Raw genomic sequence first — 20,899 nt, 5'->3', positions numbered from 1 at the left:
GCGCTAATCCTCGCGCCCCATTCGGATTGCGATCAGGACCAGCACCGAACCGATAGCCGCCGTGATAGCGCCGTAAAGCGCCCATTCGCTTTGGGCGAGCATGAAGCTGTTCGCGGGCCACAAGACGATACCAAGGCCCTGCAGCGCCCACAGGATGCCGGATACGACAAGGGCGGCCCCGATGGCCTGCAGTGCAAGCCGGATCGCGGACCGCCCCATTAGTTGCGAACTGTCTTAGCGGTCGCTGAGCGGCACGTAGTCGCGCTGCGTCGGACCGGTGTAGAGCTGGCGCGGACGGCCGATGACCTGGCCTGGATCGGAAATCATCTCGTTCCATTGCGCAACCCAGCCCACGGTACGGGCGAGGGCGAAGAGCGCCGTGAACATCGTCGTCGGGAAGCCGATCGCGGAGAGGATGATGCCCGAGTAGAAATCGACGTTCGGGAAAAGCTTCTTCTCTTTGAAGTAATCGTCATTGAGAGCGATTTCCTCAAGCTGAAGCGCGGTCTCGAACACAGGGTCTTTGACGTTGAGTGCCTCGAATACTTCGCGCACGGTCTTCTGCATGACCGTCGCACGTGGATCGTAGTTCTTGTATACGCGGTGTCCAAAGCCCATCAGGCGGAACGGATCGTTCTTGTCCTTCGCGCGCTCGATATAGTGCGGGATCTTGTCAGGGGTGCCGATCTCGCGGAGCATGTTGAGTGCCGCTTCGTTCGCGCCGCCATGCGCGGGGCCCCACAGACACGCAATACCTGCCGAGATACACGCAAACGGGTTTGCACCCGAAGAACCGGCGAGACGCACGGTCGATGTCGAGGCATTCTGTTCGTGGTCGGCATGGAGGATGAAAATCCGATCCATCGCCCTTTCGACAGCGGGAATTACCTCGTATTCCTCGGCCGGGACGCCAAAGGTCATGCGCAAGAAATTGCCGGTGTAGCTCAGCGAATTGTCCGGCTGCATCATGGGCTGGCCGATCGAATATTTATACGCATTCGCCGCGATGGTCGGCATTTTGGCAATCAGGCGGTGCGAGCTGATCTTGCGGTGTTCGGGGTCCGAGATGTCGGTGCTGTCGTGATAAAACGCCGAGAGCGCACCTACGACGCCGCACATGATCGCCATCGGGTGCGCATCACGGCGGAAACCCTGATAGAACTGACGCATCTGGTCATGCAGCATGGTATGCCGCGTGATCGTGTAAGTGAAATCGTCGAGCTCATCCTTGGTCGGGAGTTCGCCGTTCAAAAGCAAGTAGCTTACTTCCATGAAACTTGAATGCTCGGCCAGCTGGCCGATCGGGTAGCCGCGATGCAGGAGCACGCCCTCATTTCCGTCGATATAAGTGAGCGCACTTTCACAGCTCGCGGTCGACTTGTATCCGGGATCGAAGGTGAACGCGCCGGTCTGGCCGTAGAGCTTGCGGATATCGACGACATCCGGCCCGGTGCTGCCCTGGAGCACGGGAAATTCGTAGGTTTCGCCGCCCAGTTCGAGTTTGGCGTTTTGATCTGACAAGATCTGTCTCCTGCTTTATTCCTGCCCGTCTATCCCGCTCACGCAGCCTGTGCGTCGAGCCGGGCGAGGGCTTCTTCCCGTCCCAGAAGGACCAGAACGTCGAAAATCCCGGGCGAGGTCGTCGTCCCGGTGAGTGCAGCGCGCATCGGCTGCGCCAGCTTGCCGAGGCCCAATCCCAGTTCCTCTGCGAGCGATTTCGTAGTGGCTTCGAGAGCCTCGATTGTCCAGTTTTTTTCGCGCTTCAACGCCTCCGAAATGGAGGACAGGCGCGCCCGACCTTCATCGTCGAGCAGCTTGGCAGCTTTTTCGGTCATCGAGAGTGGTCGCTTGGCGAATAAAAAACCCGCGCCTTCAGCGATTTCGTGAATGTTCTTTGCGCGCGTTTTTAGCACTGGCATCGCCTTTACCAGAAGCGCTTTGTCGACGTCGCCTTCGATATGCGGAGCCACAAGGTCTGCGAGCCGCGCATCGTCGGCCTCGCGGATGTAGTGGCCGTTGAGGTTTTCGAGCTTTTTCATGTCGAAGCGGGAGGGGCTTTTGCCGACGCCCGACAGGTCGAACAACTCGATCGCTTCCTCGCGGCTGATCTCTTCGCGGTCACCGTGGCCCCAACCCAGCCGAAGCAGGTAGTTGAACAACGCTTCGGGAAGGATGCCGTGCTCATCACGATAGGCTTCAACGCCCAGTGAGCCATGCCGCTTCGACATCTTTGCTCCATCGGAACCGTGGATCAGCGGAACGTGGGCATAGACTGGCGCCGGCCAATCGCCCTCTATCTCGTCCATCGCGCGGTAGATCGGAAGCTGGCGGAACGCATTGTTAAGGTGATCGTCGCCGCGGATTACATGCGTCACGCCCATATCGTGATCGTCGACCACGACAGCCAGCATGTAAGTAGGCGAGCCATCCGCGCGTAGGATGATGTAGTCGTCGATTTCCTCGTTCTTGACCGAAACCGCGCCCTGCACGTCGTCATGGATCGTCGCCTCGCCCTCTTGGGGCGTCTTGATCCGGACTGTGTAGGGTGCTCCTTCGGGAGCTTCGGAAGGATCGCGGTCGCGCCAGCGGCCGTCATAGCGCATGGGCTGCTTGTTGGCGCGTTGCTCGGCCCGCATGGCTTCGAGCTCTTCGGGCGTGGCAAAGCACTTGTACGCGTGACCCGCCTCAAGCAGCTTGCGGGCTACCTCGGCATGACGATCAGCGCGTCGCGACTGGAACACCGGTTCTTGATCGTAATCGAGTCCAAGCCAGTCAAGGCCATCAAGGATTGCGTCGATCGCTTCCTGGGTGGAACGCTTCTTGTCTGTATCCTCGATGCGCAAAAGCGCCTTGCCGCCGTGGTGGCGGGCATAGAGCCAGTTGAACAAGGCGGTGCGTGCGCCGCCAATATGGAGGAAGCCGGTGGGCGAAGGCGCAAAGCGGGTGACTACCTCGCCACTGCCTTTGTCGGTTTCGCTTGCCATGTCTTTCAAATTCCTCTTCAAAATGGCCCGAGGTTCTCGGGGGGAGCGCCATGCGCGATGCGCCGTTAGTGCCCTTGGGCGATGGCGGCGTCGAGACACCGCTCGCCGATGATGCTGCAGTGCAGCGCCCTTGGCAAAGGGGCGCGGCGTTGTCCAGAGTTGCGCGTGGTCTTGGCGACCGGGTCGAGGATTTTCTGGCGTCCTCCGGCTTCGACCGTGCGCCCTGGCTGGCGGTTTTCTTCGGTGCTGGAATTCTCGCCTGGTTCGGGCTCAAGTCACCATGGCAGTGGAGTGCCGCTATCGGCGCCTCCTTGCTGCTGTCGATCGCCGCAGTTGCGGCATGGAGAGGGGACGAGCGCCGAGGCCATCTGCGAAGCGCAACGATAGCGTGCGGACTCGCTCTTGCGGCAGGTATCGCGACCGTTTGGCTACGATCAGAAGTTGTAGGCGCGAAGCCTATCGACAGACCTGCGATCGAGCAGGTGCAGGGCTATGTGCTCGAGCGGGAGGATCAGCCCTCGCGGGATCGTATCCGGCTGACGCTTGCAGTGCGCGATGCCGAAACAGCCGAGAGCCGCAAGATCCGCGTCAACGTTCCACTGGAAACCGTCGCCGAAGTGGAGGGCGGCATGCAATCCCTGATCGAGGGCGCGGTTATCCGTGCTCGCGTAAGACTGATGCCGCCTGCCAGTCCCATGCTGCCGGGCTCCTACGATTTCGCTCGCGCCGCTTGGTTCAAGGGGCTCGCAGCGACCGGTAGCGTAATGGGTGGCATCGAGATCGTCGAAGCCGCTCCTCCTGCCGGCGGCATTGCCGCGGTTCAGCGCGCGCTTTCGGGGCATGTCCGCGAACGGGTGGATGGATCAGCCGGGACCATCGCAGCTGCCTTTGCAAGCGGCGACCGCGGGGCGATCGCCGAAGCCGACGAAGACGCGATGCGCGATGCGGGGCTGACGCATTTGTTGTCGATCAGCGGCTTGCATGTGAGTGCAGTGATTGCAGCGGCGTACTTCCTCGCGCTCAAGTTCTTCGCCCTGATTCCCCCGATAGCGCTGCGCGTCCGATTGCCGGTCGTTGCCGCAGCGGTCGGAGCGGTGGCAGGGATCGGCTACACGCTCTTGACCGGTGCAGAGGTGCCCACGGTACGAAGCTGCGCCGCAGCGATGCTGGTTCTGGTCGCGCTTGCCCTGGGGCGTGAAGCCTTGTCGCTTCGAATGGTCGCGGTTGCGGCCGTGTTCGTATTGGTTCTCTGGCCTGAAAGTATCGTGGGGCCGAGCTTCCAGATGAGCTTCTCGGCAGTAATAGCGATCGTCGCGCTCCATTCCTCACGACCGGTGAAGGCGTTTCTTGCGCCGCGGGAAGAGCCGGGCACCGCCAGGGCGGCTCGCAACCTTGCCATGCTCTTCGTAACGGGGCTCGTGATCGAGATTGCCCTGATGCCGATTGTGCTGTTCCATTTCCACCGTGCCGGTTTCTATGGAGCATTTGCCAATGTCGTTGCGATCCCGCTCGTGACATTCGTATCGATGCCTTTGATTGCGATCGCTCTCTTGCTCGACCTCGTGGGCCTCGGGGGACCCGCCTGGTGGCTCGTACAGGGCTCGCTGGACCTATTGCTCGAGATCGCGCATTTCACGGCTTCGCAGCCGGGCGCCGTGAAACTTATGCCGCAGATGACGGACCAGACCATTGCGCTGTTCGTTGGAGGGGCTTTGTGGCTCGCGCTTTGGAGTGGCAGGGCCCGATTGTTCGGGCTCATTCCCGCTGGGACTGCGACACTGGCACTGCTATCCACGCCCATTCCAGATGTCCTGATAGGCCGGGAGGGGCGGCATGTCGGTATCGTCATGGAAGACGCCAAGGGCGAGCGCCAACTGCTCTCCTTGCGAGACAGCCGGTCGTCCTATTCGCGCGATAACTTGCTCGAAATTGCCAGCGTTACTGGCGATCCTGTTCCGATTGCCGACTGGCCTGGCGCCGATTGTTCAAGCGAGTTCTGCCTAATCATGATCAATCGCGGAGGGCGCGATTGGGCTGTACTGATGGCGCGCAACCGCGAACTTGTCGAAGAAAGGGCACTAGCGGCAGCATGCGAGCGGGCCGATATCGTAGTCGCCGACCGCTTTCTGCCCCAATCGTGCTCCCCGCGCTGGCTCAAGGCTGATCGGCGACTGCTTGGCAAAACCGGAGGACTTTCGCTCGACCTGTCGTCAGGAGGGCTCACAAGCGTGGCGGAACGGCAGGGCGAGCATGGGTGGTGGCGCGGGACCGCCGAGTGACGGTCGAGCCCCGCAACACCGATCAGTGGTAACGCCGAAGCAGCCCTGCGAGCTTGCCTTGAACCTGGACTTCGTCCGGTCCGTAGACCTGCGGGTCGTAGGCCGGGTTCGCCGGATCGAGCCGGACCATACCGCCATCCTTGTGCAGGTATTTGAGCGTCGCTTCTTCGCCGCGCACCAGCGCAACGACGATTTCACCATCGCGGGCAGTCTCTGTGCGCTTCACGAGGGCGAAGTCTCCATCGAAGATCCCTGCTTCGATCATCGAATCGCCCGACACTTCGAGCGCGTAATGATCGCCCGGGCCGAGCAGCGCCGCCGGAACCGGTAACGAATTCTGCCCTTCCAATGCCTCGATGGGAGCACCTGCCGCAATGCGACCGTGCAGCGGAATCTCGATCACGTCATTGGCAGGCTCGGGTGCCTTCCTCATCACATCGGCGGCTGAAGCCACTGCATCGTTTGCAGCAACGGTCGCGCGTGGGGTGGGCGTCGCATCCTCCGGCATTCGGATGACTTCGAGTGCTCGCGCTCTGTTGGGCAGGCGGCGGATGAAGCCGCGCTCTTCCAGGGCCGAGATAAGACGGTGCACGCCGGACTTGCTCTTGAGATCGAGCGCTTCCTTCATTTCTTCGAAGCTGGGTGAAATGCCGGTCTCATCCAGCCTCTTCTGGATAAACCGGATCAATTCGTGCTGCTTTGCGGTCAGCATGGGGTCACTCCCTAAGGCGCACTTCAAGCCAGAGCACATAATGCTCCTGAAGTGCCAATTCGTCGCTCCCCAAGAGGCACCGCGGAAGGTGCGTTTCGGGAGCTGTCCGCCCACCGAAAGGGTGAACGAATGCGGAACGAATAGGAAACCCAATAAAATCTGTCAAGCGATACGCACACACGAATTCCGCAGAAATCAGCCGTTGTGGAGGCAATAGACCGAAACTGGCTCACCGATCTTCACAGCGGGCGCATCAGGGGGACGGTCGACAAGGCAGTTGGCCGATGCCAGTGCTTGAAGCGCGCTCGAATCTTGAGAGGCGGCGAGGTGGACCGTCCGCCCGTCGCTCATGCCGCGCAGGAATTCGTGTCGGGAGCCGGTGTGAGCAAAGTCTTGCGCTGCCGTGATCTCGATGGTTTGAGGCAGCGGATTCGGATCCCCCATCGCCGCGCGCACAAGCGGGAGTGCAAAGAGGAAGCATGTCACGAAGCTCGACACGGGATTACCGGGCAGGCCAAGGATAACCTGGCTCCCTGTTCGAGATTCCCGCCTCGCGACCATAAGCGGTTTTCCCGGTTTGATCGCGACCTTCCAGAAATCGATTTCAGCGCCCCAGGCCTTCAATGCCTCTTGCATCAGGTCGTGATCGCCAACCGATGCGCCGCCGGACGTGATCAGGATATCGCAATCCTCTGCGTCCGCTAGTGCCACCGCCAGCGCGCCCAATTCGTCTGTCACGGGGCCGAGTTGGTTGACCTCTCCGACATAGGGATGCAGCATGGAGCCGATCATTGTCCCATTACTCGCAGGGATTTGGTTCGGCCTGGGCGGGATGCCGACTGGTGCAAGCTCGTCCCCGCTATCGAGCACGGCTACCTTTGGCGCATTCACAAGTTGCAAACGGTCCAACCCGGCAGCGATTGCGAGCGCCAGCGATGCAGGACCAAGCCGCACGCCCTTGCGAAGAACCAGATCGCCTTCGTGAAAGTCGAAGCCGGCCTTGCGGACGTGTCTGTTCGGCGGCGGGACATCTTCAGCGGAAATGCTTGCTCCATCGGTGCTCGCTTCTTCCTGTATCAGAACACGGTCGCTGCCTTCGGGCATATGCGCCCCGGTTGATATGCGGACGCATTGTCCGGGCTTGAGCGCCCCGCCAAACGGCGCTCCCGCACGGCTTTCGCCGATCCGTTCCCACGGTCCGTCTCCGCAAATGGCATATCCGTCCATTGCGGAAAGATCCGCTTGAGGCTGGGTTCTGATCGCATGATGATCGCTGGCAGCAAACCCCCGGGGCATTCCGCCCGAAATTGCAAATTCACTTGCCGACATTGACGGGGCAATTTCCTGCAGCCGCGTGTGCGCTTCCTTCAGCGAGAGCATGGCGTTCATCCGGCGGGAGCTTTCCAGATACCGCTCTTGCCGCCGCGCTTCTCGACGAGCCGCACCTCGTCGATGACCATGCCCTTGTCGATCGCCTTCGCCATGTCGTAGATTGTGAGAAGCGCGGTCGAGACGGCAACCATCGCCTCCATCTCCACTCCGGTCTTCCCGGTGAGCGAAGCGGTCGCGGTTGCGCTGATTGCGTGCTCTTCTAACTCGAAGTCGATCTGCACCGACTCAAGCCCCAGAGGGTGGCAAAGCGGGATCAGATCGCCTGTCCGCTTGGCTGCCATGATCCCGGCGATACGCGCAGTGCCGAGTACGTCTCCCTTGGGAGCATCGCCCTTGCGTATCGTCTCCAGCGCCTCGGTCGACATTTTGATCCGACCACTTGCGATCGCGAGGCGTTCGGTCGTCGCTTTTCTCCCAACGTTGACCATGCGCGCCGCGCCGTCCTCGCCAAGATGGGTGAGCTTTGTCATGCTGGCTAATCTGCGCCGAGCAAGGTCCGCGTGGCAAGCGCGATATCGCTAGCGCGCATCAGGCTCTCGCCAACAAGGAAGCATCGGACGCCTGAAGCGGCGAGGCGCTCCAGATCCGCGTGCGTTGAAATACCGCTTTCGCCCACCAGCAAGGCACCCTCGGGAGCGAGCGGGGCGAGGCGTTCAGTCGTCGCGAGCGAAGTGGTGAAGGTCTTGAGGTTGCGGTTGTTTATTCCGATCAGGCGGGATTGCAAAACCCGCGCCGCCCGTTCCAGTTCATCTTCATCGTGAACCTCGACAAGTACGTCCATCGCATGGTCACGGGCCGCCGCTTCGATTTCGGCCATTTCGCCATCTTCGAGCGCTGCTACGATGATCAGGACTGCATCGGAGCCGATCGCACGCGCTTCGACACATTGCCATGGATCAACCATGAAGTCCTTGCGCAGTACCGGCAGCGAGCACGCAGAGCGGGCGGCAACGAGAAAATCCTCGTGTCCTTGAAAATAGGGCGCGTCGGTCAGAACGGAAAGGCAGGTTGCACCGCCGGCCTCGTAGTCGGCTGCGTGCTGGGCGGGGTGGAAGTCTTCCCGGATCAGCCCCTTAGACGGGCTTGCGCGTTTGATCTCTGCGATAAGGCCGAACCCGTGTTGGGAAGCTTTGCGCAATTCGCGTTCAAATCCGCGCGGTGCCGTTTGGGTGCGGACTGCTTGTTCGAGCTCCGAAAGCGGGATCGCACCCTTGCGGGCGGCAACGATCTCGCGCTTGGCGGCGCATATTTCTTCGAGCTTATTCATAGGTTCACTGCGCCAGTTCAATCCAGTTGGCGAGCAATTTGGCGGCTTTGCCGCTGTCGAGAGCTTCTTCAGCCATCGCGGCGCCCGCATGCCAGTCTTCGGCACGGTCAGCGACCATCAACGTCGCAGCTGCATTGAAGACCACCGCGTCGCGATATGGTCCGGGAGTGCCTTCGAGGAGCGCCTTCAGCGCCTTTGCATTGTGCTGCGCATCACCCCCGCGAATGGCTTCGACGGGGGCGTGGTCGATGCCCGCCTCGGCGGCATCTATGCGGCGCATCTCGAAATCGTTTCCGGTGACATCGGCAAGCTCATTCCCGCCTGCAAGGCTGAGCTCATCGAGCCCTTCATCGCCTGAGACAATGAAAGTCCGCTCCGTGCCGAGCTTGGCCTTGGCCTGCGCATAGATCGGGACATAGCCGGGCCTCGCAATGCCGATCAGCTGGCGCTTCACTCCAGCGGGATTCGAAAGCGGACCCATGAGATTGAAGATGGTTCGTTTGCCAAGTTTTTGGCGGATGGGTTGAATACGGCCCATCGCCGGGTGGTGGTTTTTTGCGAAGAGAAAGCAGATACCGATTTCTGCGAGCGACTTTTCCGCCGTCCGCCCGGCAGCGTCCATGTCGAGGCCGAGCGCCTCCAGCGTGTCCGCCGCGCCCGATTTCGATGAAGCGGCGCGGTTGCCGTGCTTTGCGACAGGAACTCCGCTGGCTGCGACGACAAGGCTGACTGCGGTGGAGACATTCAGCGTGTGATGTCCATCGCCACCGGTGCCGCAACAATCGACCGCACCTTCGGGAGCTTCGATCGGAACAAGTCGGGCGCGCAAAGCCCGTGCCGCCCCTGCAATTTCCTCGGCGGTTTCACTGCGCTCGGTCATCGCGAGCAAGAACCGCGCGATCTCTTCATCGCTGGCCTCTCCATCGAGGATCCAGCCGAAGACCTCCTCGGCCTCGTCTTCGCTCATGTGCGGGACGGCGAGGGGAAGCGTCTTCATGCGGAGAGTCTTTCAGGCAGGCGGGCATCGATCCCGCAAATCTTGAGGAAATTGGCGAGGAGTTCGTGCCCACGCTCGGTCGCGATGCTTTCGGGATGGAACTGCACACCATGTATGGGGAGCGCCTCGTGACGGAAGCCCATCACGCTTGCATGATCGCCTCCGGGCGTTTCGGCATGGGCATTGGCTACAAGACTATCGGGAACATCGACGACTTCGAGACTGTGATACCGGGTCGCGGTGAAGGGTGACGGTATGCCCTCAAACACACCAGTGCCATCGTGCGTGACCGGCGAAGTCTTGCCGTGCATCAAGCCGCCGCGCACGACCTTACCGCCAAAATGCTGCCCGATAGACTGGTGGCCGAGACATACTCCGAGCAGCGGCTTGGCGCTGTTCGCACAGGCCGCAACGAGATCGAGGCTGATCCCGGCTTCATTGGGGGTGCAGGGGCCTGGCGAGATCAGAAAGCCCTTGGCACCGGTCCCGATCGCCTCGCTTGCCGAAAGCGCATCGTTACGCTCGACCCGCACCTCTGCTCCCAGTTCCATAAGATAATGGACGAGGTTGAAGGTGAAGCTGTCGTAATTGTCGATAACGAGGATCATGGCGCTTTCCCCGCCAACTCGTCCGTCGCGCGCACGAGCCCGTCGATGATACCCGGCTCGCTCGCCGAATGGCCCGCATCGTGGACAATGCGCAGATCGACCTCGGGCCAGGCCTTCTTGAGCGCCCATGCCGCGCCTGGCGGTGTGCAGATATCGTGTCGACCCTGAACGATGATGCCGGGGATGCCTTTCAACTTGTGCGCGTCGTTCAGCAGCTGGGATTCTTCGAGAAAGAAGTCTTCGAGGAAGAACCGCGCACAAATTCGGGCGAAGGGAACCGCCTTGGACGGATCCGCAAACTCTTCCATCAGTCCTTCATTGGGGAGCAGCGTGGCGACCGAGCCTTCCCACAAAGACCACTGTTTTGCTGCGGCAAGGCGCGTAGCTTCGTCGTCGCTCGTAAGTCGCGCGTAATAGGCTCTTACAAGGTCGCTTCGCTCTGCCTCGGGGATGTGGCCCGAGAACTTATCCCACTGCTCAGCCATGATCTCGCTCGCGCCGTAGCGATAAAGCCAGCCCTTTTCCTGCCGCCGGGCAAGGAACACACCGCGCAGCACAAGGTCGCTCGTCCGTTCGGGATACTTCTCGGCATAAGCGAGCGCGAGCGTCGCGCCCCAACTTCCGCCGAAAACCTGCCACGTCTCATGTCGACACATCTCGCGCAGCCGTTCGATATCCTCGACGATGCGCCATGTGTCGTTATTCTCTATCGCTGCGAAGGGAAGCGACTTCCCGCAACCGCGCTGGTCGAACAGCAGGACGTCATACAGAGCGGGGTCCCATTGGCGCCGGTGCGAAGGGGCCATGCCGCCGCCCGGACCTCCGTGGAGAAACACCGCTGGCTTGGCGCCGGGCGTGCCGACTCGCTCGTAATAGAGTGAATGGCCTTCGCCGACATCGAGCATTCCCGTCTCGTAGGGTTCGATCTCGGGGTAGAGAGTTCGGTCGTAAGAGAGGGTCATTCTTTCCTCGTAACCACAAGGAGCGGGCCAACGCGGCCGTTGTCCATCCGGTCTTTCGCAGGATCCCACAGCGAAGACACGTTGCCGTCGAGGAACAAGGCGTTCGGCGTCTTCAGTTCATCGCGGAAGAAACGCGCGAACTGGCCAAAGCTGATCGCCTCCTCGGAAATCACGAAATGAGCATTTCCGTCTTCGTCGACACCCACGCCGTTGCGTATTGCACGCGAGGGGCCGTTCTCCTGAAACTCGGGATGCAGTTCACCGTCGATAACAAGCATCGGGCCCGATTGCGTGCCGAACTGCGGTCGGTCACCGACGGTCCGGTAGAACGTCTCGCTGTCGAGCACGCGCCACCTGCCATTGGTGCCGAAGAACACGCCATTGGGCTTGAGGTGAAAATTGCCGGGACCATCGGCGCGGTTGAGCTCTTGCAGGCGCTCGGAATTTTGGACGAAGTAGCCGATCGCTTTCAGATCATCGCCATACATCCCGGCATTGGTCACAAACGCGATCGCGCTCGCGTCCTGTCCGTTCGCCCAAGCTCTGATCGTCCCGAAGTTTTCGCCGCTGGAGGGGGCAAGCGCCGTACTGATCGTGTGAACTTCGGGATCGGCGACGCAGTGGGTGAGGACGACACCCTCGAAGCTCTTCGACGTACAGGCGGAAGGCACTTCGGTCGTGACCACTTCCAGTGAAGGGGCCGCAACCGCCTGATTTGGCTCATCGCCAAGCGACGCGCGGACGACCGGCTCGCCAGCGGGCTGATCGGAACAGGCTGCGACCAGCAGAAGAGTGGTGAGAGCAAGTGCGCGCTTCATTGGCCGAAACCCGGTTCGCTCGCGACGCGCACAGCCTCGCGGGCGGCGGCGATCAGCGCGCCTGCCTTTGCGCGGCATTCGGCTTGTTCGTAGTCAGGGTCACTATCGGCGACTATTCCGGCGCCTGCCTGTACATGCATGATACCTTCTTTCACCACTGCGGTGCGCAAAACGATACAGCTGTCGACCGATCCATCGGGGGCAAAATAGCCGACGCCCCCGGCATAGGGTCCGCGCGTCTCCGGTTCGAGTTCCGCGATGATCTCGCAAGCGCGAATCTTCGGAGCGCCCGAGACTGTGCCTGCCGGAAACCCGGCGAACAAAGCATCAAGTGCGTCCTTGTCTTCTGCAAGTTGCCCAACCACGTTGCTGACGATGTGCATGACGTGGCTGTAGCGTTCGATGGTGAAGCTGTCAGTCACTTCCACGCTTCCGCGCGCAGCAACGCGGCCGACATCATTGCGACCCAGGTCGAGCAGCATGAGGTGCTCTGCGCGTTCCTTCGCATCGGCGAGCAGGCTTGCTTCATTCGCGCGGTCTTCCGCCGAAGTTCTCCCGCGCGGACGCGTGCCTGCGATAGGCCGGATCGTGACTTCCCCGTCGCGCACGCGGACAAGAATTTCCGGACTGGAACCAACGATCGCGAAGCCGGGCAGGTCGAGAAAATACAGGAACGGGGAGGGGTTCACGCGCCTCAAGGCCCGATAGAGTTCGAACGGTGGCAATTCGAAAGGGCAAGTGAAACGCTGTGCGAGCACGACCTGAAATATGTCGCCAGCGACAATGTATCCCTTGGCCCGTGCAACCATTGCCTTGTATTCGTCCTCTGACATTACGGGCGTGAGCTCGGGTTCCGCCGCGTCGCCCGAAATGCGTGGTTCGGGTGGGCGCGGACGAGTGAGGGTTCGCAGTGTCTCGTCGATCCGCTCGCCTGCATTCACGATCGCGGCGTCGGGATTACGCGCTCCCCAAATCGGCGCGATGCAGAACAATTCGTCGGTGAGGCCGTCGAAAACCAGAATGACAGTCGGACGCACGAAAAGCATGTCGGGCAGGGCAAGTTCGCTCGGCTCTGCGCGCGGGAGCGTCTCGACAAGTCCGATTGTCTCGTAACCGAAATAGCCGACAAGACAGGCGAGGGCGGGCGGAAGGGCTTCGGGAACATCGATCCGGCAGGCATTGGCAAGTGCGCGCAACTCGCTCATCGCATCGCCGGAGCATCGCTCGAATGCATCGCGGTCATGTTTCCAGTCGCGGTTGATTGCAGCCGAGACTTCACTCGCTCGAAACACGAGGTCGGGATCGAGGCCCAGCAGGCTGTAGCGCCCGCGCACCTCGCCGCCTTCGACCGATTCCAGCAGGAAGTCGCCGCGCCCCGGCTCGATCAACCGCCGTGCCGCGCCGACCGGCGTATCGCTGTCGGCGACGATTTTCCTCCACACCAGCGCAGGCTTGCCAGCCGCCAGTGCCTGTGCGGCGGCGGAAGCATTTTCGAGCGAAGTCGGTGCGGAAGTCTCGTCGGTCACGCGGTCAGGTGGTTGCGATTGATCAGTTGGTCTCGCCAGCAAGCCGTTTGCGCACGGCCTCGATCGCGTCCTCGTTGCGCTCGACCCCGATTTCCGAGCGGATCGCATTGGTGATCTGCTCGGTGTATTCGCCGGCAAGCGCAGGGGCGAGTGTCATGCGTGTCTGCTGCAGGACAGGGCTGTCCGAAGGAATATCCTCCGTCACGATGTCTTCGAGATTGACCACGTACCAGCCGATATTGTTCGGCGCTTCGTAAAGCTTGGTCGAACCTTCCGCCATCGAGAACATCAACACCAGCGGCGGCGGCGGGTTTTGCTGCGGATTTGCGAAGAGCTGGCGCCGCTCCAGATCGATACGTTCGATGGGCGGGAGTTGCGCGTTCTCCTCAGACAGTGCGGCAGCAACATTGGTTTCATCGCGCACTTTGCCCAATACACGATCGGCAACTTCTTTTGCGGCCTTTGCGCCTTCTGCGAGGCGCCAGCTTAGTACAACCTGATCGCGAATCTCGGCTAGCGGAGGTGCGGCGCTCTCGGTGATTTGTTCGACATCGAACACAAGGAACTGCTGGCCCGGTACAAGCTCGGCCAGTTGCGGTTCACTTTCGTCCATCTGGAAAGCGGTTTCGAGCACGGGACGCAGGCCCGGGTTGATGCCCTGACCCGGTTGACCGAACACGCGGCCATCGGCGAGCACGGGAGGCGTGCGATCGATTTCCAAGTCGAAAGTCTCGGCCAACTCGAGAAGCGAGGTTCCACTGTCGACTTCCTGCTCGATCCGGGCGCTGAGATCGGCGAGCGCGGCCACTCGTTTCTGAGCGGTCAGTTCCTGGGTGATCGCGGGAGTCGCCTGCTCGAGGGTGCGCGCCGGCGTGCGAGTGACGTTATCGACCCGCGCTACATACCAGCCAAGCGAGCTTCGAGCGGGCTCTGCGACCTGGCCCTCAGCAGCCTCGAAAACATTCCTCGCAACGGCAGCGCCGAGCGATGAAGACAGCTCATCACGGGTCTGCCCCTGACTGCTCGACACGTTGAAACCGGCATCGCGTGCCGCCGTTTCGAGCGAGGTCCCGGCCCGGATGCTCGCCACGAGCGCTCGCGCCGCATCCTCGGTCGGAACGAGAAACGAAGTAATGTCCCGCGTCTCGCTCGCCGCGAAGCGTTCCGGATTCGCATCGTAGAACGCTTTGATCTCTGCAGCGGTCGGCGTGATGTCGGCGTCGATCTTGTCCGCGCCGAAAGCGGCGTAGCGAATGACCCGGCGCTCAGGGCGGACGAAATGCGAGCGGTTCTCGCTGTAGAAAGCCTGCAGTTGTTCGTCGGTCGGTTCGCCTTCGGGGGCGAATGAAACGCTCGGGATGAAGGCAATTTCCCCCCGGCGCCTTTCAAGGAGCAGGGCGGCATAGTGCCTGGCCGCTTTTTCCGGCATTTGCGGCGCGGCGAGGGCAGGGACCAGCAATTGCTGTGCGAGAAGCCCATCACCGAGGTCGCGGCGCAGGATTTCGTCATTGATGCCCTGGCGGCGCAGCGCGTTCTCGTAAACGGTCTGGTCAAACTCTCCTGTCGGACCGGTAAAGGCGCCGAGTTGGAGAATTTCGCTGTTCACGAGGTTGTCGCCTGCGCGAAGGCCGTATTTCTCGGCATAGCCGCCGATGGCGTAGCGATCGATCAGTTGGTTCAGCACTTCTTCGAGTCCACCTTCGGCGACTAGCTGCTGCATGCTCACCGTCGGATTGTTCTGCTGGATGGAGCGCAGGGCAGAATCAGCCGTGCGCGAAAGCTCGCTGCTCGTGATCGTCTCGTCTCCGACCCTGGCTACGCGGTCTCCGCCCGATACGCCGCCGAACGTGCTGCCGGTGATATCCGCCGCGGCAAAAGCGAGGGCGACGAGAATCAGGAAGCCGATAAAGATGGGCAAGCCGATCTTCGACTGGAAAAAGTTGCGGAAGAAGGAAATCATGGTGTGGTCGGATCCCGAGCGTAACTGGTCGCGATGGAAGCAATGCTTTTTTCTGCGTCACAGGTGACGCTTGCGACAGCGCTTTATCGGCCCTGCGACCTCCCGGCAACAGGTTCGCACACGTTTTGACTGTAAGTCTTTACTCGTCTAGCGGACGCGGCCCCTCGCCCCTACATGGAGCGTTCGGATTCGCATCCCCTTCTAGGTTTCGGAAAGATCACAAATGCCTCAGCGGCCCTACATCGTTGGAAACTGGAAGATGCACGGCACCCGCGCAATGCTCTCCGAAGCGCGCGCGATCGACCGCGCCGCCCAGCGGCATATGAAGGTCGAGGTGGCGATTGCGCCTCCCTACACGCTGATTCACCCCGTCCACCGCGAAGCGAAGCAGATCGCCGTGGGGGCGCAGGACTGTCACCATGAGGATGGCGGCGCGCATACCGGAGACATCTCTGCGGCGATGATCGCGGATGCCGGGGGCAAGTTTGTGATCCTCGGTCATAGCGAACGGCGCCAAAACCACGGGGAAAGCGATGAACTGGTTCGTCGCAAGGCCGAAGCTGCTCTGAAGGCGGGGCTTCGCGTGATACTTTGCTGCGGCGAGAGCGAAGAAATCCGCGAAGCGGGCAAGGCGACCGAATTCGTGACGGGCCAGCTCAAGGCTTCGCTCCCCGAATTCGATGAAGGCGATGAAGCGATTTTCGAGAAGCTCACCGTCGCCTACGAACCGATCTGGGCGATCGGGACCGGCAAGACCGCGACGACAGAGGATATCGCCGAGATGCACGGCGAAATCCGGAAGTTGCTCGTGTCGCTCTATGGCGAGGAGCAGGGGCGCGAGATCCGGATACTTTATGGCGGTTCGGTGAAGCCCGAAAATGCCGCAGATATCCTATCGACCCCTGAAGTTGGCGGCGCGCTGGTTGGAGGCGCCAGCCTGACGGCCGACAGTTTTATGGGCATTGCGCTTGCTGCCGCTGAGTCGGAAGAGGCATAATCGCCTCGGCAAACTTGCTCCCAACCGCGCGGATCACTAAGTAGCCGCCACGATACAGACACGTTCGAGACGCTTTTCACATGTTTCTTTTCCTAACCGTACTCCAAGCCATCGTCGCAGCCGCATTGGTCGGCGTGGTTCTCATGCAGCGCAGCGAAGGCGGCGGCCTTGGCATCGGCGGCAATCCGAATGGCGCTTTGGGTGCACGCGGTGCAGCGGACTTCCTGACCCGCGCGACCAAATGGCTCGCGATTACGTTCGTCGCGCTTTCGATTGCACTTGCAGCAGTTGCCGTGGAGCAAACCAACAGTGGCGGCGTCACCACAACGCTCGATCGCAGCGTTCCTGCGCAGTCTACTGACGATCTGCTTGGCGGGGCTCCTCCGGCCGATCCGCTTGCCGATCCGGCCTCTGGTGATACACCGGCATCGGCGGAAACGCCCGCCAACGACGATCCGCTCGCCGAGTAATCTTACCTGAAATCACCGATTGCTGTGGATGGTGCATCACGCCGCGCAGCAATTCGCTTGCCCCGAATCCAAGAAAACGCTTAAGGCCCAACTCCCATGGCGCGGTACATTTTTATCACCGGCGGCGTGGTTTCCTCGCTCGGCAAAGGTCTCATGGCGGCATCGCTCGCGGCGCTCTTGCAGGCGCGCGGGTATAAGGTCCGCATCCGTAAGTTCGACCCATATTTGAACGTTGATCCGGGCACGATGAGCCCGTATCAGCACGGCGAGGTCTACGTCACCGACGACGGTGCGGAAACCGATCTCGATCTCGGACATTACGAGCGGTTCACCGGTGTCTCGGCCCACCAGAACGATAACATCACGTCGGGCCGCGTCTATCGGGACATCATCGCGAAAGAGCGCCGCGGCGACTATCTCGGCGCGACGGTCCAGGTGATCCCGCACGTTACTGACGCGATCAAGGAGTTCGCGCTAGCCGACCAGGGCGACCATGACTTCATCCTTTGCGAGATTGGCGGGACCGTGGGCGACATCGAATCGCTGCCCTTCATGGAAGCGATACGCCAACTGCGTAACGAGCTTGAACCAATGCAGACGCTGAGCGTCCACGTGACGCTGGTGCCCTATATCGCTGCGGCAGGCGAGCTAAAGACCAAGCCGACCCAGCACTCGGTACGCGAACTGGCAAGTCTCGGCATCAAGCCCGACGTGCTTCTTTGCCGCGCCGAACACCCGATCCCCGACAGCGAGCGCCAGAAGATCGCGAACTTCTGTAACGTGCGCAAAGAGGCGGTGATCCCCGCGCTCGATGCGCCTTCGATTTACTCGGTGCCGCAGCAATACCACAAGGAAGGCCTGGACGCGGAAGTTCTGCGCGGATTCGGAATAACCGACGCGCCCGAACCCAACCTAGCTGCATGGGAGGACGTAACCGATCGCTACTTCAACCCCGAAGGCGAAGTGACGATTGGCGTGGTCGGAAAGTATGTCGGCCTGCCCGATGCCTACAAGAGCCTCAACGAGGCGCTCGTTCACGGTGGCCTCGCCAACCGGGTGAAGGTCAATATCAAGTGGATCGATGCCGAGGTATTCGAAGGAGAGGACGAAGCCGAGATCGTCTCTGCGCTCGAGCCGATGCACGGGATTCTCGTTCCGGGCGGCTTCGGCGAACGCGGTAGCGAGGGCAAGATTGCAAGTGTCCGCTTCGCCCGTGAGCGCAACGTGCCATTTTTCGGCATTTGCCTTGGCATGCAAATGGCCTGCATCGAAGGTGCTCGCGCAGCCGGTTTCGAGGAAGCCTCATCGACGGAATTCGGCGAAACGCAGGAGCCGGTCGTCGGTATCATCACCGAATGGATGAGCGAAGAGGGCTTGCAGGAGCGCGAAGAGGGCGGAGATCTGGGCGGTACGATGCGGCTTGGCGCTTACGAAGCGAAACTCAGCCCTAACAGCCACGTCTCACAGATTTATGACGGCGCCGAAACGATTTCCGAACGCCACCGCCATCGTTACGAGGTGAACGCCAAATACATCGAGCCGCTTCAAAAGCAGGGTCTGGTGTTTTCAGGCATGTCGCCCGATGGGCTGCTGCCGGAGATCGTAGAGCGACCGGACCATCCATGGTTCGTTGGCGTGCAGTTCCACCCGGAGCTCAAATCGCGACCGTTCGATCCGCATCCGTTGTTTGCGGGTTTCATTGCAGCGGCCGTCAAGCAATCTCGCTTGGTCTGAGTCGCAACTTTGCCTCCGCAATACGGGACCAACACAGCTTTCCTGACAAAGCTTTGAAAACGCACGGCTACTAATCGGATCGGGTCACGAAAGGAAGTTTCGCTCGCGGCATCGGTCTGTCGCGTTCGTACAATTAGAAAAGATAAATCTTGCGCGATAAGCCGAATGCTGGCTAGGTCAGCGGGGGCTACAGGTTTTAGTAAGAGGGGTGGGGCCTCTCAAAAAATTTTGCGATGCTGCTCAAGTGTTTGGCAGCACGGTTGCTCACCGGAGGGTAGACCGGGGGACCGTATGCAACCAGGCTCGAAACGAGGTTGACCGTCTTCTGCGACCCGGACGGTCAAATTCGTGACGAGGCGACTCAAAGTCGCGGGGGCGGATCTTAGCGATCCGCCCCCTTGCTTTTGGTTAGGCAAAAAGTTGTGGCCTCGGTAGCCGATCAGGCTGCGTCAGAGGCCTTGTTTTCGTCGCTCTTGTTGGTTTCAACGGCGGTGAGCGTCGGTGCGCCGTTAACCGCGATCTTCTTCGGCTTCATCGCCTCTGGCACTTCGCGGACGAGGTCGATGATCAGGAGCCCATCGGAAAGATCGGCCCGTTCGACTCTAACGAAATCCGCGAGCTCAAAGCGGCGTTCAAAGCCGCGATTGGCGATGCCCACGTGAAGCATTTCCGCCTCGGATTCGAGATCGTCACGCTTCTTGCCCTGCACAACAAGCAGGTTTTGCTGCGCGGTGATGTCGATGTCCTGCGGACGAAAGCCGGCGACTGCCAGCGTGATGCGGTAGTTGTCTTCGCCCCTGCGCGCGATGTTGAAGGGTGGATAATTGTCGCCCGAATTCTGCCGTGCCTGACTTTCGAGCAGGTCGAAAAGGCGATCGAAGCCAACGGTGCTGCGGCGATAAGGGGTAAAATCGAAACGTGACATAATTCGCAAATCCTCCGGTTTGAGCAATTTGAATATTCATGCAGGCCTGCCTGTGCAGCACCCGGCGCTGTCTGCCGCGATTTGCGTTTCCCAAGGACTGGCGAAACACTGCGACACAGACTATCTGGGTTGGGCAAAATCGCGTTTCAAGAGGTCCGGGACAACCTTATGAGCCAGCCGAAAATCGACGTTTACAGCAAGTTCGCTTGCCCGTTCTGCGTGCGCGCGAAACGGCTTCTGAAAGCCAAAGGCGTCGACTTCAACGAGTACGACATCACGCTTGGCGGACCGAAGCGCGAAGAGATGATGCAACGCGCTCCCAACGCGATGACTGTTCCGCAGATCTTTATCGGCGATATGCATGTCGGCGGATCGGATGACCTGGCCGCGCTCGAACGCGAAGGCAAGCTCGACGCGCTGCTGGCAGGGTAGGGCGCACACGTGCCCAAGATCGCCGTTCTCCAGATGAATTCGGGTTTGAGCCCGGAAGCAAACTTCGGCGCGATTGAAGAAGCCGTGCAAGAGGCCAAAGCGGGCGGGGCGGAAATGATTTTCACGCCAGAAATGGCCTTGCTGCTCGATCGGGATCGAAAGCGTGCAGCTAACAGCATCGATAGTTCTTCTTACCGTAAATACACCGATCGATTTCGCAGTCTTGCAGCGAATACGAGAATCGACATCGCGCTCGGTTCGATGCCGGTGCGGCTCGAGAGTGGGATGTTAGCCAACCGTTCATTCTACTTCAGGGCCCATGGAGGCAGAGTCGAGCGGTACGACAAAATCCACATGTTCGACGTCGATCTTTCATCCGGCGAGAGCTGGCGTGAAAGCAATGCCTACGAACCGGGTGCGCAAGTCGTCACCGTGGACGATTCTCCGCTGGGGCGACTTGGCCTGACGGTCTGTTATGATTTGCGCTTTCCTGCGCTGTTCGACGAACTCGGCAGGCGCCGGTGCGATGCCATCGCCGTCCCCGCAGCCTTCACCAGGCCGACCGGCGAGGCGCACTGGCACGTCCTTCTACGCTCCCGCGCGATCGAAGCGAGTGCGTTCGTCATCGCGGCGGCCCAGGTCGGCAGGCATGAGGACGGGCGCGAAACCTTCGGTCACAGTCTGGTGGTTGACCCATGGGGGGACGTGCTGCTCGACATGGGGGGTGATAAGCCCGGATTAGCCTTTTGCGATATCGATCTTGGCCGGATTGCCGAGGTGCGTGAACAGGTTCCCAGTCTTGCCAACAAGCGTGAAATCCCCAAATAGCGAAGATA

20 protein-coding genes are annotated in these 20,899 nt (G+C 60.8%); 6 read left to right on the top strand and 14 right to left on the bottom strand.

The annotated features are described in order from the left end of the window. Nucleotides 1-3: 3 nt before the first annotated feature. Genes FIU90_RS10450 through gltX form a run of 3 tightly spaced genes read right to left on the bottom strand, consistent with a single transcriptional unit; the run spans nucleotide 4 to nucleotide 2,984 of the window. A complete protein-coding gene (locus FIU90_RS10450) occupies nucleotides 4-219 on the bottom strand; it encodes a hypothetical protein (RefSeq protein WP_152434697.1) in 216 nt (71 codons plus the stop codon). Between the two features lie 15 nt (nucleotides 220-234). Then, nucleotides 235-1,521 (bottom strand): citrate synthase, encoded by a 1,287-nt coding sequence (locus FIU90_RS10445; protein ID WP_152434696.1) that lies wholly within the window; start codon nucleotides 1,519-1,521, stop codon nucleotides 235-237. A gap of 38 nt (nucleotides 1,522-1,559) precedes the next feature. Then, nucleotides 1,560-2,984: a glutamate--tRNA ligase gene (gltX, locus tag FIU90_RS10440; protein ID WP_152434695.1), complete on the bottom strand. Its 1,425-nt coding sequence runs from the start codon at nucleotides 2,982-2,984 to the stop codon at nucleotides 1,560-1,562. Between the two features lie 50 nt (nucleotides 2,985-3,034). Here gltX and FIU90_RS10435 point away from each other — a divergent pair, with 50 nt between their 5' ends. After that, the gene (locus FIU90_RS10435; RefSeq protein ID WP_152434694.1) at nucleotides 3,035-5,263 is read left to right on the top strand and encodes a ComEC/Rec2 family competence protein; all 2,229 of its coding nucleotides are present in this window, start codon (nucleotides 3,035-3,037) and stop codon (nucleotides 5,261-5,263) included. A 22-nt stretch (nucleotides 5,264-5,285) separates the two neighbouring features. Here FIU90_RS10435 and lexA read toward each other — a convergent pair whose 3' ends face one another. The 10 genes from lexA to FIU90_RS10385 form a co-directional block, all read right to left on the bottom strand. Further along, nucleotides 5,286-5,975, bottom strand: a complete 690-nt coding sequence (gene lexA, locus FIU90_RS10430; protein WP_152434693.1) for a transcriptional repressor LexA — start codon at nucleotides 5,973-5,975, stop codon at nucleotides 5,286-5,288. Nucleotides 5,976-6,170: 195 nt separating this feature from the next. Beyond that, a complete protein-coding gene (locus FIU90_RS10425; RefSeq protein ID WP_152434692.1) occupies nucleotides 6,171-7,364 on the bottom strand; it encodes a molybdopterin molybdotransferase MoeA in 1,194 nt (397 codons plus the stop codon). Next, nucleotides 7,361-7,837, bottom strand: coding sequence for a cyclic pyranopterin monophosphate synthase MoaC (gene moaC / locus FIU90_RS10420; RefSeq protein WP_152434691.1), 477 nt, complete (start codon nucleotides 7,835-7,837; stop codon nucleotides 7,361-7,363). Before moaC ends, FIU90_RS10425 begins: the two co-directional genes overlap by 4 nt. Before the next feature lie 5 nt (nucleotides 7,838-7,842). Then, the gene (gene trpC, locus FIU90_RS10415) at nucleotides 7,843-8,634 is read right to left on the bottom strand and encodes an indole-3-glycerol phosphate synthase TrpC (protein ID WP_152434690.1); all 792 of its coding nucleotides are present in this window, start codon (nucleotides 8,632-8,634) and stop codon (nucleotides 7,843-7,845) included. A gap of 4 nt (nucleotides 8,635-8,638) precedes the next feature. After that, nucleotides 8,639-9,631: an anthranilate phosphoribosyltransferase gene (gene trpD, locus FIU90_RS10410; protein ID WP_152434689.1), complete on the bottom strand. Its 993-nt coding sequence runs from the start codon at nucleotides 9,629-9,631 to the stop codon at nucleotides 8,639-8,641. Continuing rightward, complete coding sequence (locus tag FIU90_RS10405) at nucleotides 9,628-10,239, bottom strand: aminodeoxychorismate/anthranilate synthase component II (RefSeq protein WP_152434688.1); 612 nt, start codon at nucleotides 10,237-10,239, stop codon at nucleotides 9,628-9,630. Before FIU90_RS10405 ends, trpD begins: the two co-directional genes overlap by 4 nt. Then, entirely contained in the window at nucleotides 10,236-11,201 is a 966-nt protein-coding gene (pip, locus tag FIU90_RS10400) for a prolyl aminopeptidase (protein WP_152434687.1), read from the bottom strand. The genes FIU90_RS10405 and pip overlap by 4 nt, the downstream gene beginning before the upstream one ends. Next, nucleotides 11,198-12,019 carry a phosphodiester glycosidase family protein gene (locus FIU90_RS10395; protein WP_152434686.1) on the bottom strand — a complete coding sequence of 274 codons (822 nt, stop codon included), beginning with the start codon at nucleotides 12,017-12,019 and terminating at the stop codon, nucleotides 11,198-11,200. Before FIU90_RS10395 ends, pip begins: the two co-directional genes overlap by 4 nt. Continuing rightward, complete coding sequence (gene trpE / locus FIU90_RS10390) at nucleotides 12,016-13,545, bottom strand: anthranilate synthase component I (protein ID WP_370515058.1); 1,530 nt, start codon at nucleotides 13,543-13,545, stop codon at nucleotides 12,016-12,018. The genes FIU90_RS10395 and trpE overlap by 4 nt, the downstream gene beginning before the upstream one ends. 22 nt (nucleotides 13,546-13,567) lie before the next feature. Beyond that, entirely contained in the window at nucleotides 13,568-15,505 is a 1,938-nt protein-coding gene (locus FIU90_RS10385) for a peptidylprolyl isomerase (RefSeq protein ID WP_152434684.1), read from the bottom strand. Nucleotides 15,506-15,728: 223 nt separating this feature from the next. Here FIU90_RS10385 and tpiA point away from each other — a divergent pair, with 223 nt between their 5' ends. The 3 genes from tpiA to FIU90_RS10370 all read left to right on the top strand — a co-directional run bounded on the left by tpiA (nucleotide 15,729) and on the right by FIU90_RS10370 (nucleotide 18,706). Continuing rightward, entirely contained in the window at nucleotides 15,729-16,502 is a 774-nt protein-coding gene (gene tpiA / locus FIU90_RS10380; RefSeq protein WP_152434683.1) for a triose-phosphate isomerase, read from the top strand. Nucleotides 16,503-16,582: 80 nt separating this feature from the next. Continuing rightward, nucleotides 16,583-16,972 (top strand): preprotein translocase subunit SecG, encoded by a 390-nt coding sequence (gene secG, locus FIU90_RS10375; RefSeq protein WP_152434682.1) that lies wholly within the window; start codon nucleotides 16,583-16,585, stop codon nucleotides 16,970-16,972. A 96-nt stretch (nucleotides 16,973-17,068) separates the two neighbouring features. Further along, entirely contained in the window at nucleotides 17,069-18,706 is a 1,638-nt protein-coding gene (locus tag FIU90_RS10370; RefSeq protein WP_152434681.1) for a CTP synthase, read from the top strand. 439 nt (nucleotides 18,707-19,145) lie between these two features. Here the strand turns inward: FIU90_RS10370 and FIU90_RS10365 are convergent, their stop codons facing one another. Next, the gene (locus tag FIU90_RS10365; protein ID WP_152434680.1) at nucleotides 19,146-19,631 is read right to left on the bottom strand and encodes an Hsp20 family protein; all 486 of its coding nucleotides are present in this window, start codon (nucleotides 19,629-19,631) and stop codon (nucleotides 19,146-19,148) included. Between the two features lie 168 nt (nucleotides 19,632-19,799). Here FIU90_RS10365 and grxC point away from each other — a divergent pair, with 168 nt between their 5' ends. Beyond that, nucleotides 19,800-20,063, top strand: a complete 264-nt coding sequence (gene grxC / locus FIU90_RS10360; protein WP_152434679.1) for a glutaredoxin 3 — start codon at nucleotides 19,800-19,802, stop codon at nucleotides 20,061-20,063. Nucleotides 20,064-20,072: 9 nt separating this feature from the next. After that, nucleotides 20,073-20,891, top strand: a complete 819-nt coding sequence (locus tag FIU90_RS10355) for a carbon-nitrogen hydrolase family protein (RefSeq protein WP_152434678.1) — start codon at nucleotides 20,073-20,075, stop codon at nucleotides 20,889-20,891. Nucleotides 20,892-20,899: the final 8 nt, after the last annotated feature.

Source organism: Erythrobacter sp. THAF29, from assembly GCF_009363635.1.
Classification (GTDB): domain Bacteria; phylum Pseudomonadota; class Alphaproteobacteria; order Sphingomonadales; family Sphingomonadaceae; genus Erythrobacter.
The sequence above is the reverse complement of the archived record's forward strand: the minus strand, read 5'-3'. Positions and strand labels throughout refer to the sequence as shown.

Coding starts and splice junctions, on each gene's coding strand:
- trpC (WP_152434690.1), bottom strand. CDS start 8,634: ATGAATAAGCTCGAAGAAATATGCGCCGCCAAGCGCGAGATCGTTGCC.
- grxC (WP_152434679.1), top strand. CDS start 19,800: ATGAGCCAGCCGAAAATCGACGTTTACAGCAAGTTCGCTTGCCCGTTC.
- FIU90_RS10370 (WP_152434681.1), top strand. CDS start 17,069: ATGGCGCGGTACATTTTTATCACCGGCGGCGTGGTTTCCTCGCTCGGC.
- FIU90_RS10365 (WP_152434680.1), bottom strand. CDS start 19,631: ATGTCACGTTTCGATTTTACCCCTTATCGCCGCAGCACCGTTGGCTTC.
- FIU90_RS10435 (WP_152434694.1), top strand. CDS start 3,035: ATGCGCGATGCGCCGTTAGTGCCCTTGGGCGATGGCGGCGTCGAGACA.
- tpiA (WP_152434683.1), top strand. CDS start 15,729: ATGCCTCAGCGGCCCTACATCGTTGGAAACTGGAAGATGCACGGCACC.
- FIU90_RS10385 (WP_152434684.1), bottom strand. CDS start 15,505: ATGATTTCCTTCTTCCGCAACTTTTTCCAGTCGAAGATCGGCTTGCCC.
- secG (WP_152434682.1), top strand. CDS start 16,583: ATGTTTCTTTTCCTAACCGTACTCCAAGCCATCGTCGCAGCCGCATTG.
- gltX (WP_152434695.1), bottom strand. CDS start 2,984: ATGGCAAGCGAAACCGACAAAGGCAGTGGCGAGGTAGTCACCCGCTTT.
- FIU90_RS10395 (WP_152434686.1), bottom strand. CDS start 12,019: ATGAAGCGCGCACTTGCTCTCACCACTCTTCTGCTGGTCGCAGCCTGT.
- FIU90_RS10450 (WP_152434697.1), bottom strand. CDS start 219: ATGGGGCGGTCCGCGATCCGGCTTGCACTGCAGGCCATCGGGGCCGCC.
- trpD (WP_152434689.1), bottom strand. CDS start 9,631: ATGAAGACGCTTCCCCTCGCCGTCCCGCACATGAGCGAAGACGAGGCC.
- lexA (WP_152434693.1), bottom strand. CDS start 5,975: ATGCTGACCGCAAAGCAGCACGAATTGATCCGGTTTATCCAGAAGAGG.
- FIU90_RS10425 (WP_152434692.1), bottom strand. CDS start 7,364: ATGAACGCCATGCTCTCGCTGAAGGAAGCGCACACGCGGCTGCAGGAA.
- FIU90_RS10405 (WP_152434688.1), bottom strand. CDS start 10,239: ATGATCCTCGTTATCGACAATTACGACAGCTTCACCTTCAACCTCGTC.
- pip (WP_152434687.1), bottom strand. CDS start 11,201: ATGACCCTCTCTTACGACCGAACTCTCTACCCCGAGATCGAACCCTAC.
- moaC (WP_152434691.1), bottom strand. CDS start 7,837: ATGACAAAGCTCACCCATCTTGGCGAGGACGGCGCGGCGCGCATGGTC.